Below are 24691 nucleotides of genomic sequence, written 5' to 3' on the forward strand. Positions count from 1 at the left end.
ATTACACCTTCACATCACGTCTAAAGTCACGTCCATATACCCAGTTAACCAATGCTCTAGAAGCAAAAATACCGGTAAACATACTGGTTAGCAGACCAAGTCCTAAGGTCAAGGCAAAGCCTTGGATCGGACCGTTACCAATCGAATACAACACAACTGCGGTTATCATAGTGGTAATATTGGCGTCGATAATGGTCGAGAATGCGCTATCAAAACCTCGGTCAATCGCGTGTGCAAAGCTCCTTCCCTCACGTAGTTTGTCCTTAATCCTTTCAAAGATGAGTACATTTGTATCAACTGCCATGCCCACTGTTAGTACCAGGCCAGCAATTCCAGGTAAGGTTAAAACCGCTCCAGGGATTAATGCCAGTAGGCCAAATAACAGCACCATATTTGATAGAAGCGCCACATTAGCTATCCAGCCTAAACGGCGATACCAAAGCCCCATAAACAGCAATGTGAACGCCATACCTAAAGCTAAAGCAGCAAAGCCATTGGTTATGTTTTCTTCACCTAAACTTGGCCCGATGGTGCGCTCCTCTACAATTGTCACAGGTGCAGTCATTGAACCTGCCCTTAATAAAAGTGCTAACTGCTGTGCGCTCGCATAATCTCCGGCGCCAGTGATACTAAAACGATCCCCTAACTGTGAGCGAATCGTTGCCACGCTTATCACTTCAGTCGTCTGGTTAATCTTACCTTGCTCATCTCGGCTATATTCGCTGTACGATGTCGCCATTGGCTTGCCGATATTGGTGCGAGAGAAGTCTGACATCTTTCTGCCGCCATCACGATCAAGGTGAATCACCACTTCTGGCAAGCCCATTTCACCTAATTGAGCCCTAGCATCAACAATATGCTCACCGCCAAGTACTGCACGCCGTGCAACAGAGACTGGTTGTCCTTGCTCATCGTTGAGTGTTTTTGAGTTAACTGAGTTTGACTGCATCACCTGATAAAAAGCTAAACTGGCTGTAGCACCAATCACCGATTTGGCCTCGGCAGGATCTTGTACGCCCGGCAGTTCAATTCTGATCCGATGCTCTCCTTGACGCTGAACCACAGCTTCGGTGATCCCCAACTGCTCAATACGGCTGCGCATAATCTGCAGGTTCTGTTTCACGGTGAGATCTTGAATATTATTTTTTTCAGCAGCGGAGAGCACAACACTCAGTGAATTCGCACCATTACTACTCAATTGCCAATTCGGATATTTTTGGCTGATGAACGTCCTCAGTGCTTGTCGATGGTTTGAGTTCGATGTAGTGATTTGCACCCTATCACCGACCTGCTGTTGCACAGTGACGCCAGTTAGAGACTCATCTCTGACGAATTGGCGAACAGACTCCACAAAGGTGTTGTAGTGCAATTTGTAAACCGGCTCGATTTCAACATCCAATAAGAACTGTACGCCGCCACGGAGATCTAGCCCTAACTTTATCGGTGAAAATCCTAAGGACAGCATCCAATTTGGGGCTGAAGGGGCTAATATAAGCGTCAGCTCAGATGGATCTTGTACCTGCTTTGCAAGTAACGACTTCAACTGTGCTTGCTGGGAATTATCTCCAAGCACAACTAGAGTTTCTCCGTGTGACTGGTCAATCCTTTTTACGTCAATACCTGAAGATATTAAGCGTTGCTGCAGCGCCAACGGTTCTACCTCAAGACCGGCATTCTTGCCCACATGGATAGCGGAATCTTCGCCATAAAAGGTTGGTAGTGCGCTGAAAAACATAATGGTGATAGTGACCACTAACAGCACGTATTTCCATGCACTGTAATGGTTTAAAATTGTTGCTTTATTTTGTTTACTCATACTGTTTTGCTCTTTGTATTCACTAAAAACGCGAAAACGAACTGCAGCATCCACTCAGAATGTTATTAATACATTGAGTTCAATGAAGGGATGTTGCAGTAACAACTATCAAGAGCAACTCTTCGCCATTAATGACTCAATCGAGTCATGTATAAAAGCAGTAAAGCGTCACAACAGATTCAAAGGCACTTGATTCAATGCATAAGCTTGAAAGTACAAGTACGAGCTAATATTTGAAACTACGGTTTCTGACATTAACGATGAACTGTTCTTGATAGAGAAGCCTGAAACGGCTTATTGGTTGTTAGCTAGGCGGAACGAGTATGGGATAAACGGTACAAAAGATTAGATTCTTTCCATGCGGAAAGCCTGAAAGAGGAACCACCGACATGCAATTGCCACTCGACAGCTGGAGTGGAGTCCATGCGGTATCCAACAGTTAAAGACGGCACTGGTGGAGAAATAAACTCAAATGCGAGTTGATAGTCTGGTCGACTGTGCAAGCGCTCATGTTGCGCAAAACTCATAAAACGTTGAGATACAAGCGGTGCATATTCCGAGTGTGGCGGGAATGAGTGCCCTAGTTCACGATCGTGTAAACCAGCTTGTATATGTTCTTTTATTGTCGTTTTTTCAGAAGGGTCCAACAAAGTCAGACTCGATGAGTCTTTGATAACCCAAGCCAGAACAGAAGGTAGCGATGGTTCCACTGCGGCGGCATCGGCAGCAGCGTAAACTTGGGTTGAAGATTGCAATTTATGCTGGGTTTGCTTTTCTACAGGCGCACTTGCTGATATAGGTGACATTAAAAGTCCCCCAATAAGCAACAACATGACCCCAACCATCCCAAACAATCGCACTAAACCACCCTACAACTAAATTAACTCAAGCTTATATAAACACACTATGGTGACGACTCAAAGTATTGATTAGTAATTTGTGAGTCTGATTACAAACAAAAAGAAAAGGTCGCGACAAGCGACCTTAAACGATTCATCAAATCTTTAGCTTAGATGTATTCTACTTTAGTGATTTCAAAATCACTGGTGCCACCAGGGGTGCTAATAGAAATTTCATCATCCACGCTTTTGCCCACTAAACCACGGGCAATCGGTGAACTTACAGAAAGTAAGTTCTCTTTCACGTTGGCTTCATCTTCGCCCACGATGCGGTAAGTCACTTCTTCATCGGTATCGATGTTCAAAATAGTTACCGTGGTGCCGAAAATAACGCGGCCAGTATTTGGCATTTCCGTTACATCAATAATCTGTGCATGAGATAGCTTACCTTCGATATCACGAACGCGTGCTTCACATAGCCCCTGCTCTTCACGAGCAGCATGATATTCAGCATTTTCTTTTAAATCGCCAAGCTCACGTGCTTCGCCAATTGCTTGTGCAATTTTAGGACGACGATCAAACTTCAAAATTTCTAACTCTTGGCGCAGTCTATCTGCGCCGACAACAGTCATTGGAACCTTACTCATAAGCTTCTTTCGTCTCCTTTAAAACAAAAGCAGCCCTCGCTGACCGGTTAATTTGTCAACGTGGCTATAATCTGTGGAATTGCGCTATTGTAAACGCTGAGGGCAAATGTTGCACCCTAGGAATATATAGAGCTTACTCAACCTTGAGAGGAGTTACTAGCAAAGTCAGATAAATTTTTATTAACCGAGATTTCCTTCACTAAATTTACTTGATGGCCTCAACCTGCAGCGCTTAAGATTACGCTTCTCGCTTGCACTAACTCAGCGTTATTTTTTGACACTTTATTGTTGGCTTAAACCGATGAATACTCAATAAAAAAGGCCGCAACAATGCGGCCTTTTTAATATCAGTATAATTTACTTAACGATACGTTTGTGTAGCTCTTGTACCGAAGACACGTTTGAACGGTCATCGGCAGCATGCGCCATACACGTTGCAAATGCAGCATTCAACGTCGTGGTGTAGTTCACTTTATAACGCAATGCGCCGCGGCGAAGCTGACGTGAATCTTCAATCGCCTTACGACCTTCAGTGGTGTTCACAATGTAGGTGTACTCACCATTCTTAATACGGTCAAGAATATGAGGACGACCTTCGTGTACCTTGTTAACCAGACGTGGGTTGATACCCGCTTCGCCTAAGATAACGGCAGTGCCGTGCGTCGCATCGATTTCGTAACCAAGTTCAATCAACTTAGCAGCTAAATCAGCCACACGCGCTTTATCGCTGTTACGTACAGATAAAAGTGCACGTCCAGACTTAGGCACTTCTGATGTTGCACCTAGCTGCGCTTTAGCATAAGCCTCAGCAAACGTGTCACCCACACCCATCACTTCACCAGTTGAGCGCATTTCAGGGCCAAGCAATGGATCAACACCTGGGAACTTGTTAAACGGCAATACCACTTCTTTTACAGAGTAGAATGGCGGAATAACTTCCTCAGTGAAGTTCTGTGATTTCAAACTTTGACCAGCCATCACTCGTGCAGCAATCTTAGCTAACGGTATACCTGTCGCTTTCGATACAAATGGTACAGTACGCGCTGCACGTGGGTTAACTTCAATCATGTAGATCTCGTTATCCTTCACGGCAAACTGTACGTTCATCAAACCGATAACGCCAAGCTCCATTGCCAGCTTACCCACTTGCACACGCATGCGGTCTTGAATATCTTGGCTTAAGCTATATGGCGGTAATGAACAACCTGAGTCACCTGAGTGAACACCCGCTTGTTCGATATGCTCCATGATAGAGCCAATCACTACTGTTTCACCGTCACATACTGCATCGATATCAATTTCAATAGCATTATCAAGGAAACGATCAAGCAGTACTGGAGATGCATTCGATACGCTTACTGCTTCATTAAAGTAGCGACGTAAATCTTGCTCATCATAAACAATCTCCATGGCGCGGCCACCTAGTACGTATGATGGACGAACCACCAACGGATAACCAATACGCTCTGCAGATATCACCGCACCTTCAACCGTTGTCACTGTATCGTTTTCAGGCTGCTTCATGCCTAAACGTTCAATAGCTTGCTGAAAACGCTCACGATCTTCAGCACGGTCAATCGCATCAGGGCTGGTACCAATAATCGGCACGCCAGCAGCTTCTAAATCACGAGCCAATTTAAGCGGTGTTTGACCACCGTACTGCACGATAACGCCTTTTGGCTTTTCAATGCGTACGATTTCAAGCACATCTTCAAAGGTGATCGATTCAAAGTACAGACGATCTGATGTGTCGTAATCGGTTGAAACCGTTTCAGGGTTACAGTTAACCATGATGGTTTCGTACCCGTCTTCTCGTAGCGCTAACGCTGCGTGTACACAACAGTAATCAAACTCAATACCCTGACCAATTCTGTTTGGACCACCGCCGAGCACCATGATCTTGTCACGGTTTGAAGGATTAGCTTCACACTCTTCTTCATAAGTCGAGTACATGTATGCAGTATCAGTTGAGAACTCTGCAGCACAGGTATCAACGCGTTTATACACAGGATGAATTTCGAAACGAGTACGTAATTTACGTACTTCAGACTCACTTACACCCGCTAGCGCTGCTAATCGAGAATCGGCAAAACCTTTACGCTTAAGCTTACGCAATACTTCTGCATTTAAACCAGCAAGACCGGCTTCAGCAACTTGTGCTTCGCTCTTAAGTAAATCTTCAAGCTGCACAAGGAACCAAGGATCAACATTGGTTAAAGCAAAAATATCATCTACCGATAAACCAGATCGGAATGCATCGGCAATATACCAAATACGCTCAGCACCCGGTTCTTTTAGCTCATGGCGAATACGCGACATAGCGTCGGCTTCGGTGATATCGATTTCAGGACAAAGACCATTTTTGCCAACTTCAAGACCACGTAGTGCTTTTTGAAGTGACTCTTGGAAAGTACGGCCAATTGCCATCACTTCACCAACAGACTTCATTTGAGTGGTTAGACGGTCATTAGCACCGGCAAACTTTTCAAAGTTAAAACGAGGTATTTTGGTCACAACGTAATCGATTGCAGGCTCAAACGATGCAGGTGTTGCGCCACCAGTAATATCGTTACTTAGCTCATCAAGAGTGAAACCAACAGCTAGCTTGGCTGCAATTTTAGCAATCGGGAAACCCGTTGCTTTTGAGGCTAATGCAGATGAACGCGATACACGCGGGTTCATCTCGATGATAACCATACGGCCATCTTTCGGGTTGATACCAAATTGTACGTTTGAACCACCGGTTTCAACACCGATTTCGCGCAGTACTGCAAGTGATGCGTTACGCATCAGTTGGTACTCTTTATCCGTCAATGTTTGTGCTGGAGCCACGGTGATAGAGTCACCAGTGTGCACGCCCATTGGATCGAAGTTTTCGATTGCACAAACGATAATACAGTTATCGTTGCGATCACGAACCACTTCCATCTCGTACTCTTTCCAACCAATCAAAGATTCGTCGATAAGCAGTTCGCTGGTAGGCGACAGTTCAAGACCTTGAGAACAGATATCCTCAAACTCTTCTTTGTTGTATGCAATACCGCCACCGCTACCGCCCATGGTAAATGATGGGCGAATAATACATGGGTAGCCGACTTCTGCTAATACAGCGCGAGCTTCATCCATGTTATGAGCGATACCTGCGCGAGGACACTCAAGGCCAATTGACTTCATTGCTTTGTCAAAACGGCTACGGTCTTCGGCTTTATCGATGGCATCGGCAGTTGCGCCAATCATATCGACGTTAAACTCTTTTAGTACGCCGCGGCTTTCTAGCTCTAACGCACAGTTAAGTGCAGTTTGGCCACCCATTGTTGGTAAGATCGCATCAGGGCGTTCTTTAGCAATAATGTTACGGACAACTTCCCAGTGAATTGGCTCGATATAAGTCGCATCGGCCATCTCTGGATCAGTCATAATGGTTGCAGGGTTAGAGTTAACAAGAATAACTCGATAACCCTCTTCGCGTAGGGCTTTACAGGCTTGAGCGCCTGAGTAGTCAAACTCACAGGCTTGACCAATAACAATTGGTCCAGCACCTAGGATAAGAATACTCTTTATATCGGTACGTTTTGGCATTGCTTAAATCTTCTCCCGGATGAATTTACTACTTGGCATTCTGGCGATACAGTTCAATCAAATCGATGAAGTGATTAAATAGTGGCGCAGCATCATGTGGCCCAGGGCTCGCTTCAGGGTGACCCTGGAAGCTAAACGCAGGCTTGTCTGTCAAGTGAATACCTTGCAAAGAACCATCAAACAGTGACTTGTGAGTCACTTTAATATTGGCTGGTAAGGTTGCTTCATCAGCGGCAAAACCATGGTTTTGGCTGGTGATCATAACGTTACCTTGTTCGATATTGCTCACTGGATGGTTTGCACCATGATGACCAAATTTCATTTTTAAGGTTTTAGCGCCAGAGGCTAATGCTAATAACTGATGGCCTAAGCAGATCCCAAATACCGGAATATCGGTCTTCAAAATCTCTTGAATCGCAGTAATTGCATAGTCACAAGGCTCAGGGTCGCCTGGACCGTTTGATAGGAAAACCCCATCTGGGTTCATCGCTAATACTTCAGATGCAGGCGTTTGCGCTGGTACCACTGTGACGTCACAGCCACGGTCAACGAGCATGCGTAAAATATTACGCTTAACACCATAATCGTAAGCAACGACTTTATATTTAAGCTCTGCTTCAGCCTTATCTGACGGTAAACCGCCAATAAGACGCCAGCTACCACTGCGCCATGGGTAGGCTTCAGTAGTTGTTACTTCTTTGGCTAAATCCATGCCTTTTAAACCAGGGAACGCTTTAGCAGCTGCTAGCGCCTTGGCTTCATCAAGATCACCCACCAGAATACATCCTGCTTGGGCGCCTTTTTCTCGTAAAATACGAGTCAATTTACGGGTATCAATATCCGCAATACCAACAACATTGTTGGCCTCTAAGTATTCACTTAAAGATTGCTGATTTCGGAAGTTACTTGCAATAAGCGGCAAGTCCCTAATAATAAGGCCACAAGCATGAACAGACGACGATTCAGTGTCTTCATCATTAGTGCCAGTATTACCAATATGTGGGTAAGTGAGGGTTACCATTTGACGAGCATATGATGGATCAGTCAAAATTTCTTGATAACCAGTCATTGAAGTGTTAAATACCACTTCACCAACAGACATCCCTTCAGCACCAATTGCAGTGCCAGAAAAAACGGTTCCATCTTCAAGTACGAGTAAGGCAGACTTTGTCAACGCGACCTCCGGAAAGAGCCAAGCCATTGAAATACAATGTTTTTTGTGTTTTTTTAAAATACCAACTTTCGATAAAATACGAAATTTTGACAAATTCCGCCGATTTTATACGTAAAACTGGTACTCGTCTATAGTGGAACTGTACTTTAAAAAAAAATAACTGTTCTCATATAAAAAAACCGCTAATAGCGGTTTTGAATATTTATTGTTTTAAGCCAAGGACTTGTTGCATATCATACAGCCCAGAACCTTGAGCACTGAGCCAGGAAGCTGCACGCATAGCACCATTAGCAAAAGTCATTCGACTCGACGCTTTATGAGTGATTTCAAGTCGCTCACCAATATCAGCAAATAGTGCAGTATGTTCGCCAACAATGTCACCAGCACGAACAGTAGCAAAACCTATGGTTTCTCTATCACGCTCACCGGTAATACCTTCACGACCATAAACAGCACATTTTTCAAGATCACGACCTAAGGTTTCTGCAATCACTTCACCCATTTTAAGTGCTGTGCCAGACGGTGCATCTTTCTTATATCTATGATGCCCTTCGATGATCTCGATATCGCTGTAATGCCCCATCACTTCAGCTGCAACCTCTAACAGTTTCCACATTAGATTGACGCCAACAGCCATATTAGGTGCCATTACAATGGGTACTTGTTCTGAGTATGCTGAAATCTGCTCTTTTTGAGCATGATTGAAACCCGTTGTACCAATAACAATGGCTTTGCCATGTTTAGCACACCAGTCGGTATGGATCACACTAGCCTCAGGCGAGGTAAAGTCGATGAGTACATCAAAATCATCAACGGCCTTATCTAGTGAATCGGTAATCGCAACATTCATTGCGCCCACACCCGCAAGCTCGCCAGCGTCAACTCCCATTAACGTTGAACCTGCACGCTCAATCGCAGCGCCTAACAAAATAAGGTCATTTTGTTTAGCCGCTTCAATAAGAGTTCGTCCCATACGGCCACTGCCGCCGGTAATCGCCACTCTTACTCTTTCAGTCATCTCAGTACTCCTTACTTAATGTCAAAAAAAAGCCTAAGTATTAACTTAGGCTTATTGGCTAACTTAGATAATCTCTAACAATTCAACTTCGAATACCAAGGTTGAATATGGTGGGATTGCAGCGCCAGCGCCACGCTCACCGTATGCTAAGTGCTGTGGTACGCAAAGCTTCCACTTAGAACCAACAGGCATAAGTTGTAGTGCTTCAGTCCAACCAGCGATAACGCCGTTTACTGGGAATTCAGCTGGCTCGCCACGAGCAACAGAGCTATCAAATACATCACCAGAGATGAATGTACCGTGGTAGTGAGTACGTACAGTTGAGTCAGCGTTTGGCTTGTCACCATTACCTTCGGTAATGATTTCGTATTGAAGACCAGACTCTAAAGTCACAACGCCTTCACGTGCGCCGTTGTCAGCAAGGAACTTATCGCCGACTTCTGATGCAGCAGCTGCAGCAGCTTCTTGAACTTTCTGGATACGTTGGCTGATTTCAGTGAATGCGATTTGCATATCTTGCATAGCCACTACACTTTCTTTACCTTCGAAAGCGTCAGATAGACCCAATTGAACGGCAGAAATATCGATACCTTCAAACGAGTTAGCAGCTAGTTGCTCACCTAGTTGACGACCAACACCGTAACTTGCTTGCTCTTCAATTGTACTGAACTTATCAGACATAATGATTTTACTCTCAATGATTCATGAATTTTCGCGCGCCAGTTTAGCACGTTTTCTGTGATATTCCCCTAAAAAGCGCGGCTAATTTGGCCTTTGACAAGTATTTTTCACACTAACACGATTAGCTTCATAAAGTGGCTGGGCTTTGGCCTGCATTTGTTGTAATTGAGCAATACGTTGTCCGTGTGATGGGTGGGTCGATAACAGCTCAGGTCCCTGTTCACCGCCAGCTTTTGACATATTCTTCCATAACTCAACGCTTTGTGCTGGGTTAAAGCCCGCCTTGGCCATTAGCTCTACTCCAATTACATCAGCCTCTGATTCTTGGTCGCGACCATAAGGTAAGATGTAGCCGACTTGTACTCCGAGCCCGAGCGCGGCCATATAAATGCTCTTATCTTCAATGCCACCAGCGCCTAATGCAACATCAGCCAGCTGCATCCCTGCCCCAGTGAGCTGTGCGCGAGACACTTGCTCATTACTGTGATTAGCTAAAACATGCGCCACTTCATGGCCGATGACTGTCGCGAGCTGATCGGAATTCACTGCAACATTTAACAGGCCAGTGTAAACACCTATATGGCCACCAGGCAACGCAAAGGCATTGACCTGTTCAGATTCAAATACCACCACTTCCCACGGTAAGCTTTGATCTGGCAATGCGGCGGTTATCCTATCGGCGACACAACTGACATAGTTGTTTGTTGCTTTGTTTTGACTGACCTTCTCTTGCTGCTTTAATTGTGCAAATGAAGAGTCTCCCAGTTGTGACATCTCTTGTGATGAAAACAGTAAGGTTTGACCACGTCCTGTAGGTGATTGGTGGGTCGCACAGCCCGATAACAGTAGTACCGAACTGATAAGTATCATTAATCCTTTAGTCATATACTTGATTCCATATTGCTAATAACAAAAAGCCCCGCAATTGCGAGGCTTAAATTATATAACGATTTGAACAGTTATTAGCTATTCAAATCTTGAAAAAACTTTTTAACACCATCGAAGAAACCTTCAGCTTTAGGGCTGTGTTTCTTTGACTGGCCAGTTAATGTCCCTTCAAATTCGCGCAATAGCTCTTTTTGACGTTCGTTAAGGTTAACTGGAGTTTCCATGACAACCTTACACAATAAGTCGCCAACAGCATGGCTGCGAACAGACTTAACGCCCTTACCGCGCATACGGAACATACGTCCTGTTTGCGTTTCAGTTGGGATCTTAAGATTAACTTTACCATCTAATGTTGGCACTTCAATCTCACCGCCCAATGCAGCTTTGCTAAATGAGATAGGCACTTCACAATAAAGGTTATTGCCATCACGCTGGAAGATTGCATGCTCGCGAACACTAACCTGAACATACAAGTCACCAGGAGGTGCACCATACTCGCCCGCTTCACCTTCGCCAGATAGACGAATACGGTCGCCAGTATCAACACCTGCAGGGATCTTAACGGATAATGTCTTGCTCTTCTCTACGCGACCTTCACCATGACACTTGTTACAAGGATCTTTAATGATCTTGCCACGACCGTGACAGGTAGGACAGGCTTGCTGAACAGCAAAGAAGCCTTGACGCATCTGAACTTGGCCTTGGCCATGACAGGTGCCACAAGTGGTTGGTTTAGAGCCTTTCTTAGCACCGCTACCATCACATGGTTCACACGCAACCAATGTTGGAATACGTAACTCTTTGCTTAACCCTTTAACCGCTTCCTCTAAAGAAAGCTCTAGGTTGTAACGCAAATCGCTGCCACGTGCCGCTTGACGTTGTCCGCCACCGCGACGACCGCCACCGAAGATATCGCCAAATACATCGCCAAATACGTCGCCAAAATCTGCACCGCCATGACCGCCACCGCCACGATTTGGATCAACGCCAGCATGACCGAACTGGTCATACGCCGCTTTCTTATCGCTATCGGTTAGGATTTCATAAGCTTCTTTAACTTCTTTAAAGCTAGCTTCTGCTTCTTTATCACCTGGGTTGCGATCTGGGTGAAACTTCATTGCTAAACGCTTATAAGCTTTTTTCACTTCGCGTTCGCTGGCGTCACGTCCGACACCTAATACTTCGTAAAAATCTCGCTTTGACATAATCTCATGCTTTCTTTGCTGGAGTTGCACGAACGGGCGTTAGAGTTGCCTCAAACGCCCGCTGGAATAAATTAGGGGTTAGCCGTCATTATTTTTTGTCGTCTTTCACTTCTTCAAACTCAGCGTCAACAACATCATCACCTGCGTGAGCATCTTGTTGAGCTTCGCCAGCGCCTTCTGGTTGACCTTGCTGTGCTTGCGCTTTAGCTTGGGCAATTTCCATTAGCTTAGAAGAAGCTTCCATTAGCTCTTGAGTCGCTTTTTCAATCGCTTCTTTGTCGCTACCTTTAGTGGCAGTGTCAACGTTAGCCATTGCAGCTTCAATTTTCTCTTTTTCATCAGCTGGTAACTCTTCACCGGCTTCTTCGATTTGCTTCTTCGTTGCGTGAACCATGCCATCAGCTTGGTTACGAGCTGTTACTAGCTCTTCGAATTTAGCATCTTCATCAGCATGTGCTTCAGCATCACGAACCATTGCTTCAACTTCTTCATCACTTAGACCTGAAGAGGCTTTAATAGTGATGTTCTGTGCTTTACCAGTCTTCTTGTCTGTAGCAGATACATGCAAGATACCGTCGGCATCGATGTCGAATGCAACTTCAACTTGTGGCATACCACGTGGAGCTGGCTCAATGCCTTCTAGGTTGAATTGACCTAGAGACTTGTTACCGCTTGATTGCTTACGCTCACCTTGCAGTACGTGAATGGTCACAGCTGCTTGGTTGTCGTCTGCAGTCGAGAACGTTTGCGACGCTTTAGTCGGGATAGTAGTGTTCTTCTCGATAAGCTTAGTCATCACGCTGCCCATAGTCTCAATACCTAGAGACAGTGGAGTAACGTCTAGTAGCAATACGTCTTTAACGTCGCCAGATAGTACGCCCGCTTGAACTGCTGCACCGATAGCAACGGCTTCATCAGGGTTAACATCTTGACGTAGCTCTTTGCCAAAGAATGAAGAGACTTCTTCACGTACTTTAGGCATACGAGTCTGGCCACCAACAAGAATCACTTCGTTGATATCAGAAACTGAAAGGTCAGCATCTGCTAGGGCAACTTTTAGTGGCTCAAGTGAACGAGTAATTAGATCTTCAACCAGTGACTCAAGTTTTGCACGAGTGATCTTAACCACTAAATGCTTAGGACCTGTTGCATCAGCAGTGATGTATGGCAGGTTAACTTCAGTTTGTGTTGTGCTTGAAAGCTCAATCTTCGCTTTTTCAGCAGCTTCTTTTAGACGCTGCATGGCTAGCGGATCGTTACGTAGGTCAAGACCTTGCTCTTTTTTGAACTCTTCAGCAAGATACTTAATCATACGGTTATCAAAATCTTCACCACCTAAGTGAGTGTCACCGTTAGTCGCAAGTACTTCAAAAGTTTGCTCGCCATCAACACTGTCGATTTCAATGATAGAGATATCGAATGTACCACCACCTAAATCGTATACCGCAACGATATTATCGCCTTGCTTCTTATCAATACCGTATGCAAGTGCTGCAGCAGTTGGCTCGTTGATAATACGCTTAACTTCAAGACCTGCGATACGGCCAGCATCTTTAGTCGCTTGACGCTGTGAATCGTTAAAGTATGCAGGAACAGTAATAACCGCTTCTGTCACTTCTTCACCTAAGTAATCTTCTGCAGTTTTCTTCATCTTCTTCAAGATTTCAGCAGAGATTTGTGGTGGAGCCATTTTCTTACCTTGAGCTTCTACCCAAGCATCGCCATTATCTGCGCCGATGATTTTGAATGGCATGATGTCAACGTCACGTTGAACTTCATCATCTTTAAAACGACGACCGATAAGACGCTTAATAGCAAATACGGTGTTAGTTGGGTTTGTTACAGCCTGACGCTTTGCAGGTTGGCCAACTAAAGTTTCATCAGCAGTGTATGCGATGATTGAGGGTGTAGTACGATCGCCTTCAGCATTTTCTAATACGCGAGCTTTGTCGCCGTCCAATACTGCAACACAAGAGTTTGTTGTGCCTAAATCGATACCAATAATTCTACCCATGGAGTCCTCCGAAATCTTATCTAAACTAAATTTGTTATCTGGTAATAGAAATGGGGTCAGACTGAATCGTTTTCAAGTCTTAATTTTTTGCCCATTTCGTCTCTTGGTTACCTATATTGGGACGTTTGAAACGAATACAAGGGAAAAATGTAAATTTTGTCATTTGATTGCTATTTTTTGATCTTCTGCTCAGTTCTAACTCACAGCAAATGTATAATGCATGCAATCGAAGAAGGTATCGTTCAGTTAACCCCCAGTGGCAACCGAACGCATGAATGTAGTCTCGACGTAGTAGAGTAATAAAAATTGAAACAATCCCATCAGGCTTATGCTTTCGGCATAGGTGCAATACTGCTGTGGTCGACTGTCGCCACCGCGTTTAAACTAGCATTGTCGCATTACACCCCGTTACAGTTGGTGTTTATTGCGGTTATCACCTCTATAGTGGCACTTGGAATGATCCTTGCCATGCAAAATAAACTGTCACTCGTTAGCAAACAATTTGCTACTCGACCACTCTTTTATTTGCAAACGGGTTTACTCAGCCCTTTCCTGTACTATTTAGTATTGTTTAAGGCTTATGACTTACTGCCCGCGCAGCAAGCATTGTCACTAAACTACACATGGGCGATTCTGCTGCCTTTACTTTCAGTACCTTTATTAGGCCAAACGCTAAGAAAAAGTGACGTAGTTGCGGCAGCGGTTGCTTACCTTGGGGTATTTACCATTGCCACTAAAGGCAATTTAACGGGTTTTCAGTTTGAAAGTACCGCTGGTGTGGTACTGGCCTTAACCAGCACATTACTGTGGTCACTGTATTGGATAGTCAACACTAAGGACAAAGGCGACCCAGTAATCAGTTTACTGCTGAGCTTCTTAGTAGGACTGCCTTTTATAGCCATTGCATTACTAACGACGCAAACATTACCGGCGTGGAACCTCGAGGGCATGTTAGCCGGGATTTATGTCGGCTTGTTTGAGATGGGAGTGACCTTTGTGCTGTGGCTTATCGCGCTAAAAAAGGCAGAACGCACCGCCAGTATTACAACATTGGTGTTTATCACCCCAGTGCTGTCAATCGGCTTTATTGCTTGGATCTTGCAAGAAAACATCGAAGATTCGACCTATATCGGCCTAGCTTTGATCTTGTCTGCATTAGCCTTGCAGCGGCTATTACCAAAACTGGGCAAGTGGCGCGACAGTAAACGCGCAACGGTGCAATAGCAGTACTCGTGCTATAAGACTAAATAAAAAACCGGCAAATGCCGGTTTTTTATTTATTAACGACAAGCTGAAATCACTACAGTTTTGTAACGATAACCTCGCCCACACCAACATCAACGGTGAGAGATGCCTCGCCAGTTTCGCTATTGTTCGAGTATGACTGCGCGACTAAGCTTCTCTCAACAGTGAGCTTTTTACCCTGCTCACTGATTGATACATCACCCACTCCAGAATCAAGATCAATACTGCTATAGGTAACTTGATGTTCAACAATAGCACTGCCGACTCCCAATGAAATTTCAATATCATTGGTCATGCCGCTAACTTCAATTGCACCAACACCAACCTCTAATGACAATGCCGCTTGCTTGGGTAAATACACCGTCCACTGCTGCTCGATATTATCTTGCTCATTTAAACTAAGCTTGAGTTTTTTGGTTGTTATCTTTGAGTCGATGGCAATGTCACTAAGATTGGTATCGCCCCAAAAGAACAGCCAATTGGTGTCTGAATCTTCAACGACTACTTCAATTTTTATCTCATTACTGTCAGTGGCAACAAACTTAGCTGAACCGATCCCCATATCAAGGCTTACCTGTTGGCCATCATATTGATAACTCTCGCTCAGGGTTCTGGTTGATGCAGCCATCGCTGCCGTTGATGTCATTGCCAATATAAGGAACAGTGCAGTGAATAAGCGGGAAGTCGTCATGGTTAAGTCCTTTTGATTATCTTTCATTTATTAACAATTGAAATGCAATCGACAGGCCAACTTTTATATACTATAAATTCAAAGGCTTAAATGTTTTCATTAATGTTAAATAAATAAGGTTATGTTATTCCACGCTAGTTAATAGTAATTCTAACCATCTCAGATTTGAATCTGCTACCCACAACGAATATGAAATAGAGAGCGACTAGGGCAATAAAAAGGCCGCTAATAGCGACCTGTTATGGCGAGTAGCTTTAAAGCAAAGCTTCAATGCATTATTGAGCGAGTTGAATAGCTAATGATTAGCCTCTTACGGTGTAATCTCCCCAAGCCAACCACTTATAAGTTGTTAACGCTTCGAGTCCCATCGGGCCGCGAGCATGTAGCTTTTGAGTGCTGACCGCCACTTCTGCGCCTAAACCAAACTCGCCACCATCGGTAAAGCGGGTACTGGCATTCACGTAAACCGCAGCAGAATCGACCGCATTCATAAACTCGCTAGCAGTATGGATATTGTCAGTCAAAATAGACTCAGAGTGGCCACTTGAATATTGACGGATATGCGCGACTGCATCTTCTAGGCTATCCACCACCTTAATTCCGAGGGTTAACGACAACCACTCCGTAGAGTAACTCTCGTCGGTTGCTAACAAAACCTGCTGCTCTTTGTTATCCATAGCCGCTTGAGTTTGCTCACAGCCATAAAAGCTAACGCCTTTAGTTGCAAGGTGCTTACACAATGCTGGAATAAAGTGCTTAGCATTAGCTTGATGTACCAATACCGTATCTAATGCATTACACACTGTAGGCCGCTGCACCTTGGCATTTTCAATAACGGCTATCGCCTTTTCGAGATCGGCCTGTACATCAACAAACAGATGACAAATTCCGATGCCGCCCAAAATAACGGGAATAGTCGCTTGTTCAGCACATAAGCGCTGCAGATTCTGACCGCCTCGCGGTACGATCATATCTACATACCTATCAAGTTTAAGTAGCCCAGACACCAAGCTACGGTCTGGATTATCGATTAGCTGTACGCAATCTTCCGGTAAGCCTTGCTCCGTCATTGCACTGCGGATCACTTTGCATAACGCTTTGTTTGAGGCCAAGGTCTCTTTACCACCACGCAGAATAACCGCGTTGCCCGTCTTTAACGCGAGTACTGCAATATCAACAGTCACGTTCGGACGCGCTTCGTAAATAACACCAATAACACCGAGTGGTACACGGCGGCGAGATAAACGCAGGCCGTTATCAAGTACGCGGCTATCAATCTCACTGCCAACGGGATCGGTTAGGCCAATTACATTATCAATATCAGCGATCACACTCAGTAAACGCGGTTCATCGAGCAACAGACGATCGATCATCGCCTCAGATAAGCCATTGGCTTTTGCTTGCTCAACATCTTGTTGGTTGGCCGCAATAATGTCTGTTTTGGCATAGGTCAGTTTGCTAGCGATGCATCGCAGCAATGCCGTCTTTTGCTGGCCCGTTAGACTCGCTAGCGCGTAGCTTGCTTTCTTTGCTTGTTCACCTAACTTATTTAGAAATTCGCTATTACTCATAACACCACCATATCGTTGCGATGAACCACTGCGTCACCGTAATCATAACCGAGCACCAACTCGATGCTATCTGAATGTTTGCCCGCTATTAGGCCTAAATCTTTCGAGCTATAACGGCTCATGCCTTTGGCGCAGACTCTACCAGCACTATCTATTAACTCAACGGTATCACCGCGTTGGAACAAACCGTTTATCTCGGTAATGCCTTTCGATAGCAGGCTTTTGCCTTTATCCGTCACCGCGGCAACTGCGCCAGGATCGAGCTTAATTTGGCCTCGAGTTGCAGGGCCTGCCAAAATCCATTGCTTGCGGCTTTCTAACGGATTTTCTAACGCAGTGAAATGAGTACCCACCGGTGTTGAACAGACCACTTTTTGAATCACATCTTTATGATGTCCAGAAGCAATCACCACCTCAACACCTGCACGGCGAGCGATATCAGCCGCCTCAAGCTTGGTTGCCATGCCGCCTGTACCTAAGCCTGAAACCGCGCCGCCCGCCAACATACGTAGGCTATCGTCAATATTAACCACTTCAGTGATCAGCTTTGCATTAGGATCACTTCGAGGATCGGCATCAAACAAACCTTTTTGATCCGTCAGTAGGATAAGCATATCCGCATCACAAAGTAGCGCCGCACGTGCAGATAAGTTGTCGTTGTCACCCACTTTAATTTCCGTGGTCGCGACAGCGTCATTTTCATTAATAATTGGGATAATGCCATTCGCCAGCAGCGCGTTTAAAGAGTCTCTGGCATTGAGATAGCGCTCTCTGTCGTGCAGGTCGGCGCGAGTTAGCAATAGCTGACCAACATGTAAACCGTAGATACTAAAGAGTTGCGACCAAGCTAAGATAAGCTGACTTTGACCAACCGCTGCTAATAATTGCTTACTTGCCATGGTATCGGGGAGTTCGGGGTAGCCTAAATGCTCTTTACCAGCAGCGATAGCACCTGAAGTGCAAAGCACGACTTCAACACCCGCTTTCATCAAACTTGCCATTTGGCGAGCAAGTTCAACTAAATGTGCTTTATCCAATTTACGGCTGCCAGAAGTCAGCACGCTCGTTCCCAGTTTTACCACCACGCGGCGGTAAGCAATCTCACTTAAGTTCATTATTATCTAGCTAAAATACATTGAATAAACCTTATACCCAATCTAGGTTTGAATTGGTAGTGAGTACCCACAAAGAGCAGAAATAAATTAGATGAATTGGATATATCTCATATTATTGCCGCTTTATAGTAAGATCTGCAGCCCATTAACTTCGCTAGCTTACAAAAGGCAAAATAAAAGCCACCCGAGGTGGCTTCTGTAACTATCAACAATATTCAGCTGCTAACAAGCATTTAGCCATAGATGAATTTTGCCACAAACAGAGCGGCTAAAATTACCACACCAAGGCTTAAATCTTTATAACGACCGCTCATCAGTTTTATCACCGCGTAAGAGATAAAGCCCATCGCAATACCTGTCGCGATAGAGAAAGTCAGTGGCATTAAAATACAAACCACCACCACTGGCGCGGCTTCAGTGATATCTTCCCACTCAACATGCACAAGGCCTGACATCATCAAAATGGCCACATAAAACAGTGTGCCGGCGGTTGCATACGCTGGCACCATACCAGCAAGTGGCGAGATAAACAGTGAACCTAAAAACAGCAGCCCCACCACAACCGCGGTTAGACCTGTTCGACCACCAGCACTCACACCAGCAGTACTTTCAATATAACTGGTGGTGGTTGAAGTTCCGAGCATAGCACCAGCAATCGTGGCGGTACTATCAGCAGTCAGCGCACGGTTTAAACGTGGCAACTTACCTTTATCATCTAAAAAACCACCGCGCTGTGCAACAGCAACTAAAGTGCCAGAAGTATCAAACAGATCCACAAACAGGAATGCAAAAACAACCGACAGCATACTCACTTCAAGTACACTCGACAGATCCATCTTCATAAAGGTCGGCATAATTGAAGGCGGCGTTGCCACAATGCCTTGGTACTGTACATCACCAAACAGTAGCCCGAGGCCAGTAACTGCCAATATGCTGATAATCACCGCCGACTTCATGCCTCTGTGTACCATGGCAATAATCAAGAAGAAGCCAAGAACCGCCATCACAGCAGGAAACGCAGTCACATCGCCCATAGTCACTAGAGTAGCAGGGCTTGCGACGACTATGCCGGCACTCTTAAGGCCAATCAGCGCCAAAAATAGACCAATACCAGCGGCAATGCCTAAGCGCAGCGACATAGGAATACTATTAACAATCCACTCGCGAATACGCACTAACGACAACACTAAGAAACAGATCCCCGAAAGGAACACCGCACCTAATGCTGTTTCCCATGTGTAGCCCATTTCACCCACAACCGTGTAAGTGAAAAACGCGTTCAAACCCATACCGGGAGCTAGCGCGATAGGATAGTTAGCGACAATCCCCATTATCAAGCAACCAATTGCCGCCGCTAAACAGGTAGCCACAAACACAGCGCCATGATCCATGCCCGCATCCGCGAGCATCATAGGGTTAACAAAAATAATATAAGCCATGGTTAAAAAAGTGGTTAAGCCCGCAACAACCTCTTGTTTTAACGATGTTTGGTTCTCTTTTAATTTGAATAGTTTTTCTAGCATGGAACAAGGTTCCTTGATTTTTATTATGTAGGGTTAATACAGTTTCTACTGTCATATAAATGTTTACGAACTGTTAAGGACGCACATTTTTAGGCGATTATACGGGCAGATATCAGTTGATGCTAGCGATTTACTTTAGCTTAGAACAGACTAATTTAAATAGTTTTTTTGATGGAAGGACAAACAAAGCCAAGCAGGCTAAAAGCAAATATGTAGATAGCTCTGCTATCAATTGAAAGCAGAGCTTGCTCTAGAACGGAGTGTAAAATTTACTCAGCGAAGCTCATTTTTTGGATTGAAACGAGTTAACGCTAAGAGTTTAAAAGTTACGAAAGTATATGGCAATGGGATGCGACGCAACTGCATTGAGCTTCGCAAGTCGCCGTAATTATCCCTATAGGCTCTACTCAATCATCCATGATTTAGAAGCTTGCACAGTCCAATTCAGATGAATACCTAGCCAGCCCATTTTAGTCGTTAACTCGTCTTTGGACAGAAGTTTGTTTGTGCTTGAAGCACTTCGACATCCACAACCAAACCAATTAAACTTCGTTTGATCTAAGGTCGTGGCGCTTCGCCCAGTCTTGCAACAAAGAGTCGAGCCAAGGAGCAAAGCGCTTGCGCCCCTTAACCATACCTCAGCGCCCCAGACGAAGTTGTCTCCCTCTCACTTATTCGAAATAGCCTAACGCTTCCGATGGGACATCTGCTGCAAACGGATTTACGAATGCCGCGGTGGCATGGTCAATGATATTCCCGACATCATATAGACATTTCCCATATCCATATAGGGCAGATGCCAATACGCGGCCTGTCCCCCGAAAGCTATGCCCACATCTGATAGGCTGGATGCCTTGAAATGCATGGATGCACGAGAAAGACCATGTGGGCATTACGACTACTTCTTCAACGTACTTCGGCAACTTCGATGGGGAGTAGGTGTATTTGGTGAGTCTGTAATGGCTGTTAGTCACTAGATATCTGCCCAGCGGGCAAGCCCATTATTGGACAGAAATCAATTAACGCTAAAGCTCTTGGAGTGATGAATTCTATAGGTTAAAACTGTTTCTTTCTTGGTTTGATATATCTAGGCATCTTAGCCTCCTCATTGCAATAGGAGGTCCCCCTAAACAGGGGAAGAGTTGTGTCCCGCTGACTTGGTTTGTTATATGGTTTTAATTCAGCTCTATTTCGGGATGATCTTTGATACCATACATCTCTTCCATAAGTTTTTTATAAAACTCCAGTGGCGGCATGTTCATTTCAGCTCTTCTTTTATCAACAGTTTCAATATCTGAAATGGGTTCGAAAGTTATCTCACCATTGTTAATATTTGCTTGTGTACCATACCGTTGCTTTTGACCCTTATGGATAAGTACACGATCAGTTAATAGCGCAACTTCCTGACCTGATATACCTTCGTTTTTTAGATAGGAATTTTTTAAAACGGGTAGCATCCTTTCTTGGAAGGATTGATCTGGGGAATGTTGAATTATCAAAAATGCGGCTCCGATACCTTCCTTACCCACCTCTGATTCCTTAAACCAATGTCGTTTGCTTAAAATTACTTTAAGCTTTTCAGTATTTTCGTGATCTATAGCTGATATTTTCGCATGAAGTTCTTTCGAAGTTTTATCCCAACCAGCTTTTCCCAACTGTTTTCGAACTGATTGATCCTGTTTTTCCATATCTATAAGTTGAGTCTGTAGTGCTTGATTTATCTCCGCAGAGGAGAAAAAAGGGAGAAAAAAGAGTAAAAAAAGTAAACGCATTTTCAAATTCCTTTTGAGTATATAACGCCCCAATTTACGGACTGAGAGGGATGACGGCTTGTTTGCGTGTCTTTGCAAACAAGGTGACAGCCCACGGAGTTCCACAAGATTGCCTTGTTAACAGGCAAAATATAGTTGGCTATAATAAGCGACTAAGCAGCAAAACCCTACTGTATATTGTCCTTTTTTAACAGCTTGTTAGGCTATAATACACTCATAATCTTTAGAAGCCATTACAGGAATAAATTCCGTAATTGAGTAGGTTACCGCTCCACTCTTAACGAATGGGTCTGAGTTTAAAACTTGTTTAAGCTCATACTCACTCGCATGTTGTGAAATTAGTATTCCCCCTGTTCGAGGTACTTTTCTTCCTCCAAACATCAACTTGTTTGATTTATATTCTTGTTCAAGATAACTCTTATGCTTATCAGTTAGTTCTGGTGTGATTTTTGTCATGTCAATAAAACTCATATCTACTAGATACATATAACTCTCGCTTTTTAAATGGATTAATATAAAATCGCTACTTATTTCGTAGCGAACTATACCGCTACTCTTTTAGAAGCGCAATATTTATGACAACGCCATTACCTAGAAAATTAGTCAGAGGATCAAGCTCGGGTGTAGCTATCATGGCTGTTTTTGATCTGTTAGGTCGAAAATGGAATATGAGAATTATGTGGGAACTTAACTCCGCACCTCTAAGCTTTAGAGGGTTACAAGAGCGATGTGACGGTATGTCACCATCTGTTTTAAATACTAGAATTAAGCAATTGACTGAAGCTGAATTGATTTTTACGACATCAGAAGGCTATAAACTAACAGAATTAGGAGCGTCCTTAATGGATACTCTTAACCCGTTAAGATATTGGGCTGCGGAGTGGGAAGAGAAGATTGCAAAGTAGTCTAACAGCTTATTCATTAGTCGCTCGATAACGTTCTTAGCAATCATTTGATTTTTCAACAAATTATTACTGCTAAGGCATTGCTATAAATAGATAAATTTTAATTTTAATTTTAATTTTAATTTTAATTTTAATTTTAATTTTAAACTATAGAAATCACCTTGTAGCCAGCGGAGAAAGAGAGTCTAGGGTGTTCAATGGGTTCGTGTATCACTTTTTTACATTTATCATAAGATTGATTTTAATAAGCTTTGTTAAGTATTGAATGTTAAAGAATTATCGATACCTAGCAACAGGTATTTTGGCATCTTTGTTCGCGCTATCCTTGGCCGTTCTGAAGGTTTTACTTGAGCTCCTGGATGGAATAAATGCCTAACTCTGTATGCTACAGGGATGGATATGCATCCAAAGGCCTCACAGCATCTTCATTGGATTATTAAAGCGTAAATACTTAGCGCTTGTGTTTTAGCTTTAGCGGTTTTCCCGTAAATGTCTGAGCCTAAAAACATTTCAATGAACTCGCAGCATCAAACCTTCCACGTTAGAAATTTTTCAGTTTAAATTTCGCCGGGGCGCTGAGGGATTGTCTAGGGACGCAAGCGCTTTGCCCCTTGGCTCTAGTGTGGGCGAAGTGCCACGACGTTATCGGCCGCAAGGCCGCGACACCTTGGAACCATATTGAAATACCAATAATTTGATGTAGATGTAGATGTAGATGTAGATGTAGATGTAGATGTAGAAAATTTACCTTTTGCCAAATTTCAGGCAAAGAAATGCCTGCTTAAAGAGCAGGCAAACATGTTCAAGTGTTCCATAAGGAAATCGGCATAACACTGCTAGCATTAATTAATAGCAAGCTGTTGCCATTAGTCTCCAGACAAGACCTTGAATTTCAGACAAAAAAATGCCTGCTCAAAGAGCAGGCAGACATGTTCAAGTGTTCCATAAGGAATCGGCATAACACTGCTAGCATTAATTAATAGCAAGCTGTTGCCATTAATCTCCAGACAAAACCTTGAATTACAGGCAAAAAAAATGCCTGTTCAAAAAGCAGGCAGACATGTTCAAGTGTTCCATAAGGAAATCGGCATAACACTGCTAGCATTAATTAATAGCAAGGTGTTGCCATTAATCTCCAGGCAAAACCTCAAATTTAAAGCAAAGAAAAGCCAGCTCTAAGAACAGGAAGACATGTTCAAGTGTTCCATAAGGAATCGGCATAACACTGCTAGCATTAATTAATAGCAAGCTGTTGCCATTAACCTCCAGACAAAACCTTGAATTTCAGACAAAAAAATGCCTGCTCAAAGAGCAGGCAGACATGTTCAAGTGTTCCATAAGGAAATCGGCATAACACTGCTAGCATTAATTAATAGCAAGCTGTTGCCATTAATCTCCAGGCAAAACCTCAAATTTAAGGCAAAGAAAAGCCAGCTCTAAGAACAGGAAGACATGTTCAAGTGTTCCATAAGGAATCGGCATAACACTGCTAGCATTAATTAATAGCAAGCTGTTGCCATTAATCACCAGACAAAACCTTGAATTACAGGCAAAAAAAATGCCTGCTCAAAGAGCAGGCAGACATGTTCAAGTGTTCCATAAGGAAATCGGTTAGCGCGCTAGCGTTAATCAATGGCATGTTGACTAGCATCAACATACAACTTGCGTCTAAACACACCCAAAGGGTGTTATAAGGTTGATGGATATTGAAACTACTCTTAAGGAGGGTTAGCCCTTAAAAGTCATAGCGTATAGACCGCCACGCATCACATCGGTGTTTAACCAAAAGCTCTGCGAATAAATAGTACTACTAGCTGTAAATGACATAATCATTACTCCTAACAAAGTTGAAAAAATACTCTAATCAATTTAATTACGGGGTTGAGACCAATTAAACTGACGAGTCAACTTGTCGCTCGATTCCTTGGAGAATTATCCATCCTGGATAGACTTATCTGTGGTAGGCATTCACCCTAACCAACGAGAGCCATTATAGATAACTGTAATT

18 protein-coding genes are annotated in these 24691 nt (G+C 43.9%); 2 read left to right on the forward strand and 16 right to left on the reverse strand.

Annotated elements, in window-relative coordinates; all coding sequences use genetic code 11:
• Nucleotide 1: 1 nt before the first annotated feature.
• The 10 genes from secD to dnaK all read right to left on the reverse strand — a co-directional run bounded on the left by secD (nucleotide 2) and on the right by dnaK (nucleotide 13861).
• Nucleotides 2-1816 carry a protein translocase subunit SecD gene (gene secD / locus K5R16_RS02405; protein ID WP_220735958.1) on the reverse strand — a complete coding sequence of 605 codons (1815 nt, stop codon included), beginning with the start codon at nucleotides 1814-1816 and terminating at the stop codon, nucleotides 2-4.
• Between the two features lie 308 nt (nucleotides 1817-2124).
• Entirely contained in the window at nucleotides 2125-2622 is a 498-nt protein-coding gene (locus K5R16_RS02410) for a hypothetical protein (RefSeq protein WP_259649745.1), read from the reverse strand.
• A 203-nt stretch (nucleotides 2623-2825) separates the two neighbouring features.
• A complete protein-coding gene (greA, locus tag K5R16_RS02415) occupies nucleotides 2826-3302 on the reverse strand; it encodes a transcription elongation factor GreA (protein WP_220735959.1) in 477 nt (158 codons plus the stop codon).
• A gap of 357 nt (nucleotides 3303-3659) precedes the next feature.
• On the reverse strand, nucleotides 3660-6881 hold the full coding sequence (carB, locus tag K5R16_RS02420; protein WP_220735960.1) for a carbamoyl-phosphate synthase large subunit: 3222 nt from the start codon (nucleotides 6879-6881) through the stop codon (nucleotides 3660-3662).
• Nucleotides 6882-6909: 28 nt separating this feature from the next.
• Nucleotides 6910-8082 (reverse strand): glutamine-hydrolyzing carbamoyl-phosphate synthase small subunit, encoded by a 1173-nt coding sequence (gene carA / locus K5R16_RS02425; RefSeq protein WP_220735961.1) that lies wholly within the window; start codon nucleotides 8080-8082, stop codon nucleotides 6910-6912.
• Between the two features lie 175 nt (nucleotides 8083-8257).
• A complete protein-coding gene (gene dapB, locus K5R16_RS02430) occupies nucleotides 8258-9073 on the reverse strand; it encodes a 4-hydroxy-tetrahydrodipicolinate reductase (RefSeq protein WP_220735962.1) in 816 nt (271 codons plus the stop codon).
• 63 nt (nucleotides 9074-9136) lie between these two features.
• Nucleotides 9137-9754 carry an FKBP-type peptidyl-prolyl cis-trans isomerase gene (locus K5R16_RS02435; RefSeq protein ID WP_220735963.1) on the reverse strand — a complete coding sequence of 206 codons (618 nt, stop codon included), beginning with the start codon at nucleotides 9752-9754 and terminating at the stop codon, nucleotides 9137-9139.
• 81 nt (nucleotides 9755-9835) lie between these two features.
• A complete protein-coding gene (locus K5R16_RS02440) occupies nucleotides 9836-10639 on the reverse strand; it encodes a M48 family metallopeptidase (protein ID WP_220735964.1) in 804 nt (267 codons plus the stop codon).
• A gap of 77 nt (nucleotides 10640-10716) precedes the next feature.
• Nucleotides 10717-11847 (reverse strand): molecular chaperone DnaJ, encoded by a 1131-nt coding sequence (gene dnaJ / locus K5R16_RS02445; protein WP_220735965.1) that lies wholly within the window; start codon nucleotides 11845-11847, stop codon nucleotides 10717-10719.
• Nucleotides 11848-11935: 88 nt separating this feature from the next.
• A complete protein-coding gene (gene dnaK, locus K5R16_RS02450; protein ID WP_220735966.1) occupies nucleotides 11936-13861 on the reverse strand; it encodes a molecular chaperone DnaK in 1926 nt (641 codons plus the stop codon).
• A gap of 306 nt (nucleotides 13862-14167) precedes the next feature.
• Between dnaK and K5R16_RS02455 the strand changes: the two genes are divergently transcribed.
• Nucleotides 14168-15085, forward strand: coding sequence for a DMT family transporter (locus tag K5R16_RS02455; RefSeq protein WP_220735967.1), 918 nt, complete (start codon nucleotides 14168-14170; stop codon nucleotides 15083-15085).
• Nucleotides 15086-15161: 76 nt separating this feature from the next.
• On the opposite strand, the gene K5R16_RS02460 is transcribed toward K5R16_RS02455, so the two are convergent.
• The 6 genes from K5R16_RS02460 to K5R16_RS02485 form a co-directional block, all read right to left on the reverse strand.
• Entirely contained in the window at nucleotides 15162-15797 is a 636-nt protein-coding gene (locus K5R16_RS02460) for a hypothetical protein (protein ID WP_220735968.1), read from the reverse strand.
• Between the two features lie 302 nt (nucleotides 15798-16099).
• Entirely contained in the window at nucleotides 16100-17368 is a 1269-nt protein-coding gene (locus K5R16_RS02465) for a glutamate-5-semialdehyde dehydrogenase (RefSeq protein ID WP_220735969.1), read from the reverse strand.
• Entirely contained in the window at nucleotides 17365-18483 is a 1119-nt protein-coding gene (proB, locus tag K5R16_RS02470; RefSeq protein ID WP_220735970.1) for a glutamate 5-kinase, read from the reverse strand. The genes K5R16_RS02465 and proB overlap by 4 nt, the downstream gene beginning before the upstream one ends.
• Nucleotides 18484-18716: 233 nt before the next feature.
• Nucleotides 18717-20006, reverse strand: a complete 1290-nt coding sequence (locus K5R16_RS02475) for an NCS2 family permease (RefSeq protein WP_220735971.1) — start codon at nucleotides 20004-20006, stop codon at nucleotides 18717-18719.
• Between the two features lie 1175 nt (nucleotides 20007-21181).
• Nucleotides 21182-21778 carry a DUF6624 domain-containing protein gene (locus K5R16_RS02480; protein ID WP_220735972.1) on the reverse strand — a complete coding sequence of 199 codons (597 nt, stop codon included), beginning with the start codon at nucleotides 21776-21778 and terminating at the stop codon, nucleotides 21182-21184.
• 198 nt (nucleotides 21779-21976) lie between these two features.
• Nucleotides 21977-22264, reverse strand: a complete 288-nt coding sequence (locus K5R16_RS02485; RefSeq protein WP_220735973.1) for a YciI family protein — start codon at nucleotides 22262-22264, stop codon at nucleotides 21977-21979.
• 89 nt (nucleotides 22265-22353) lie between these two features.
• Between K5R16_RS02485 and K5R16_RS02490 the strand changes: the two genes are divergently transcribed.
• The gene (locus K5R16_RS02490) at nucleotides 22354-22683 is read left to right on the forward strand and encodes a helix-turn-helix domain-containing protein (protein WP_220735974.1); all 330 of its coding nucleotides are present in this window, start codon (nucleotides 22354-22356) and stop codon (nucleotides 22681-22683) included.
• Nucleotides 22684-24691 lie beyond the last annotated feature (2008 nt).

It is taken from the genome of Shewanella sp. c952 (assembly GCF_019654975.1).
Lineage (GTDB): Bacteria > Pseudomonadota > Gammaproteobacteria > Enterobacterales > Shewanellaceae > Shewanella.

Bases quoted from the DNA above. Each gene is read 5' to 3' on its own strand.
- secD (WP_220735958.1), bottom strand. From the start codon at position 1,816: ATGAGTAAACAAAATAAAGCAACAATTTTAAACCATTACAGTGCATGG.
- K5R16_RS02410 (WP_259649745.1), bottom strand. From the start codon at position 2,622: ATGTCACCTATATCAGCAAGTGCGCCTGTAGAAAAGCAAACCCAGCAT.
- greA (WP_220735959.1), bottom strand. From the start codon at position 3,302: ATGAGTAAGGTTCCAATGACTGTTGTCGGCGCAGATAGACTGCGCCAA.
- carB (WP_220735960.1), bottom strand. From the start codon at position 6,881: ATGCCAAAACGTACCGATATAAAGAGTATTCTTATCCTAGGTGCTGGA.
- carA (WP_220735961.1), bottom strand. From the start codon at position 8,082: ATGGCTTGGCTCTTTCCGGAGGTCGCGTTGACAAAGTCTGCCTTACTC.
- dapB (WP_220735962.1), bottom strand. From the start codon at position 9,073: ATGACTGAAAGAGTAAGAGTGGCGATTACCGGCGGCAGTGGCCGTATG.
- K5R16_RS02435 (WP_220735963.1), bottom strand. From the start codon at position 9,754: ATGTCTGATAAGTTCAGTACAATTGAAGAGCAAGCAAGTTACGGTGTT.
- K5R16_RS02440 (WP_220735964.1), bottom strand. From the start codon at position 10,639: ATGACTAAAGGATTAATGATACTTATCAGTTCGGTACTACTGTTATCG.
- dnaJ (WP_220735965.1), bottom strand. From the start codon at position 11,847: ATGTCAAAGCGAGATTTTTACGAAGTATTAGGTGTCGGACGTGACGCC.
- dnaK (WP_220735966.1), bottom strand. From the start codon at position 13,861: ATGGGTAGAATTATTGGTATCGATTTAGGCACAACAAACTCTTGTGTT.
- K5R16_RS02460 (WP_220735968.1), bottom strand. From the start codon at position 15,797: ATGACGACTTCCCGCTTATTCACTGCACTGTTCCTTATATTGGCAATG.
- K5R16_RS02465 (WP_220735969.1), bottom strand. From the start codon at position 17,368: ATGAGTAATAGCGAATTTCTAAATAAGTTAGGTGAACAAGCAAAGAAA.
- proB (WP_220735970.1), bottom strand. From the start codon at position 18,483: ATGAACTTAAGTGAGATTGCTTACCGCCGCGTGGTGGTAAAACTGGGA.
- K5R16_RS02475 (WP_220735971.1), bottom strand. From the start codon at position 20,006: ATGCTAGAAAAACTATTCAAATTAAAAGAGAACCAAACATCGTTAAAA.
- K5R16_RS02480 (WP_220735972.1), bottom strand. From the start codon at position 21,778: ATGCGTTTACTTTTTTTACTCTTTTTTCTCCCTTTTTTCTCCTCTGCG.
- K5R16_RS02485 (WP_220735973.1), bottom strand. From the start codon at position 22,264: ATGTATCTAGTAGATATGAGTTTTATTGACATGACAAAAATCACACCA.
- K5R16_RS02490 (WP_220735974.1), top strand. From the start codon at position 22,354: ATGACAACGCCATTACCTAGAAAATTAGTCAGAGGATCAAGCTCGGGT.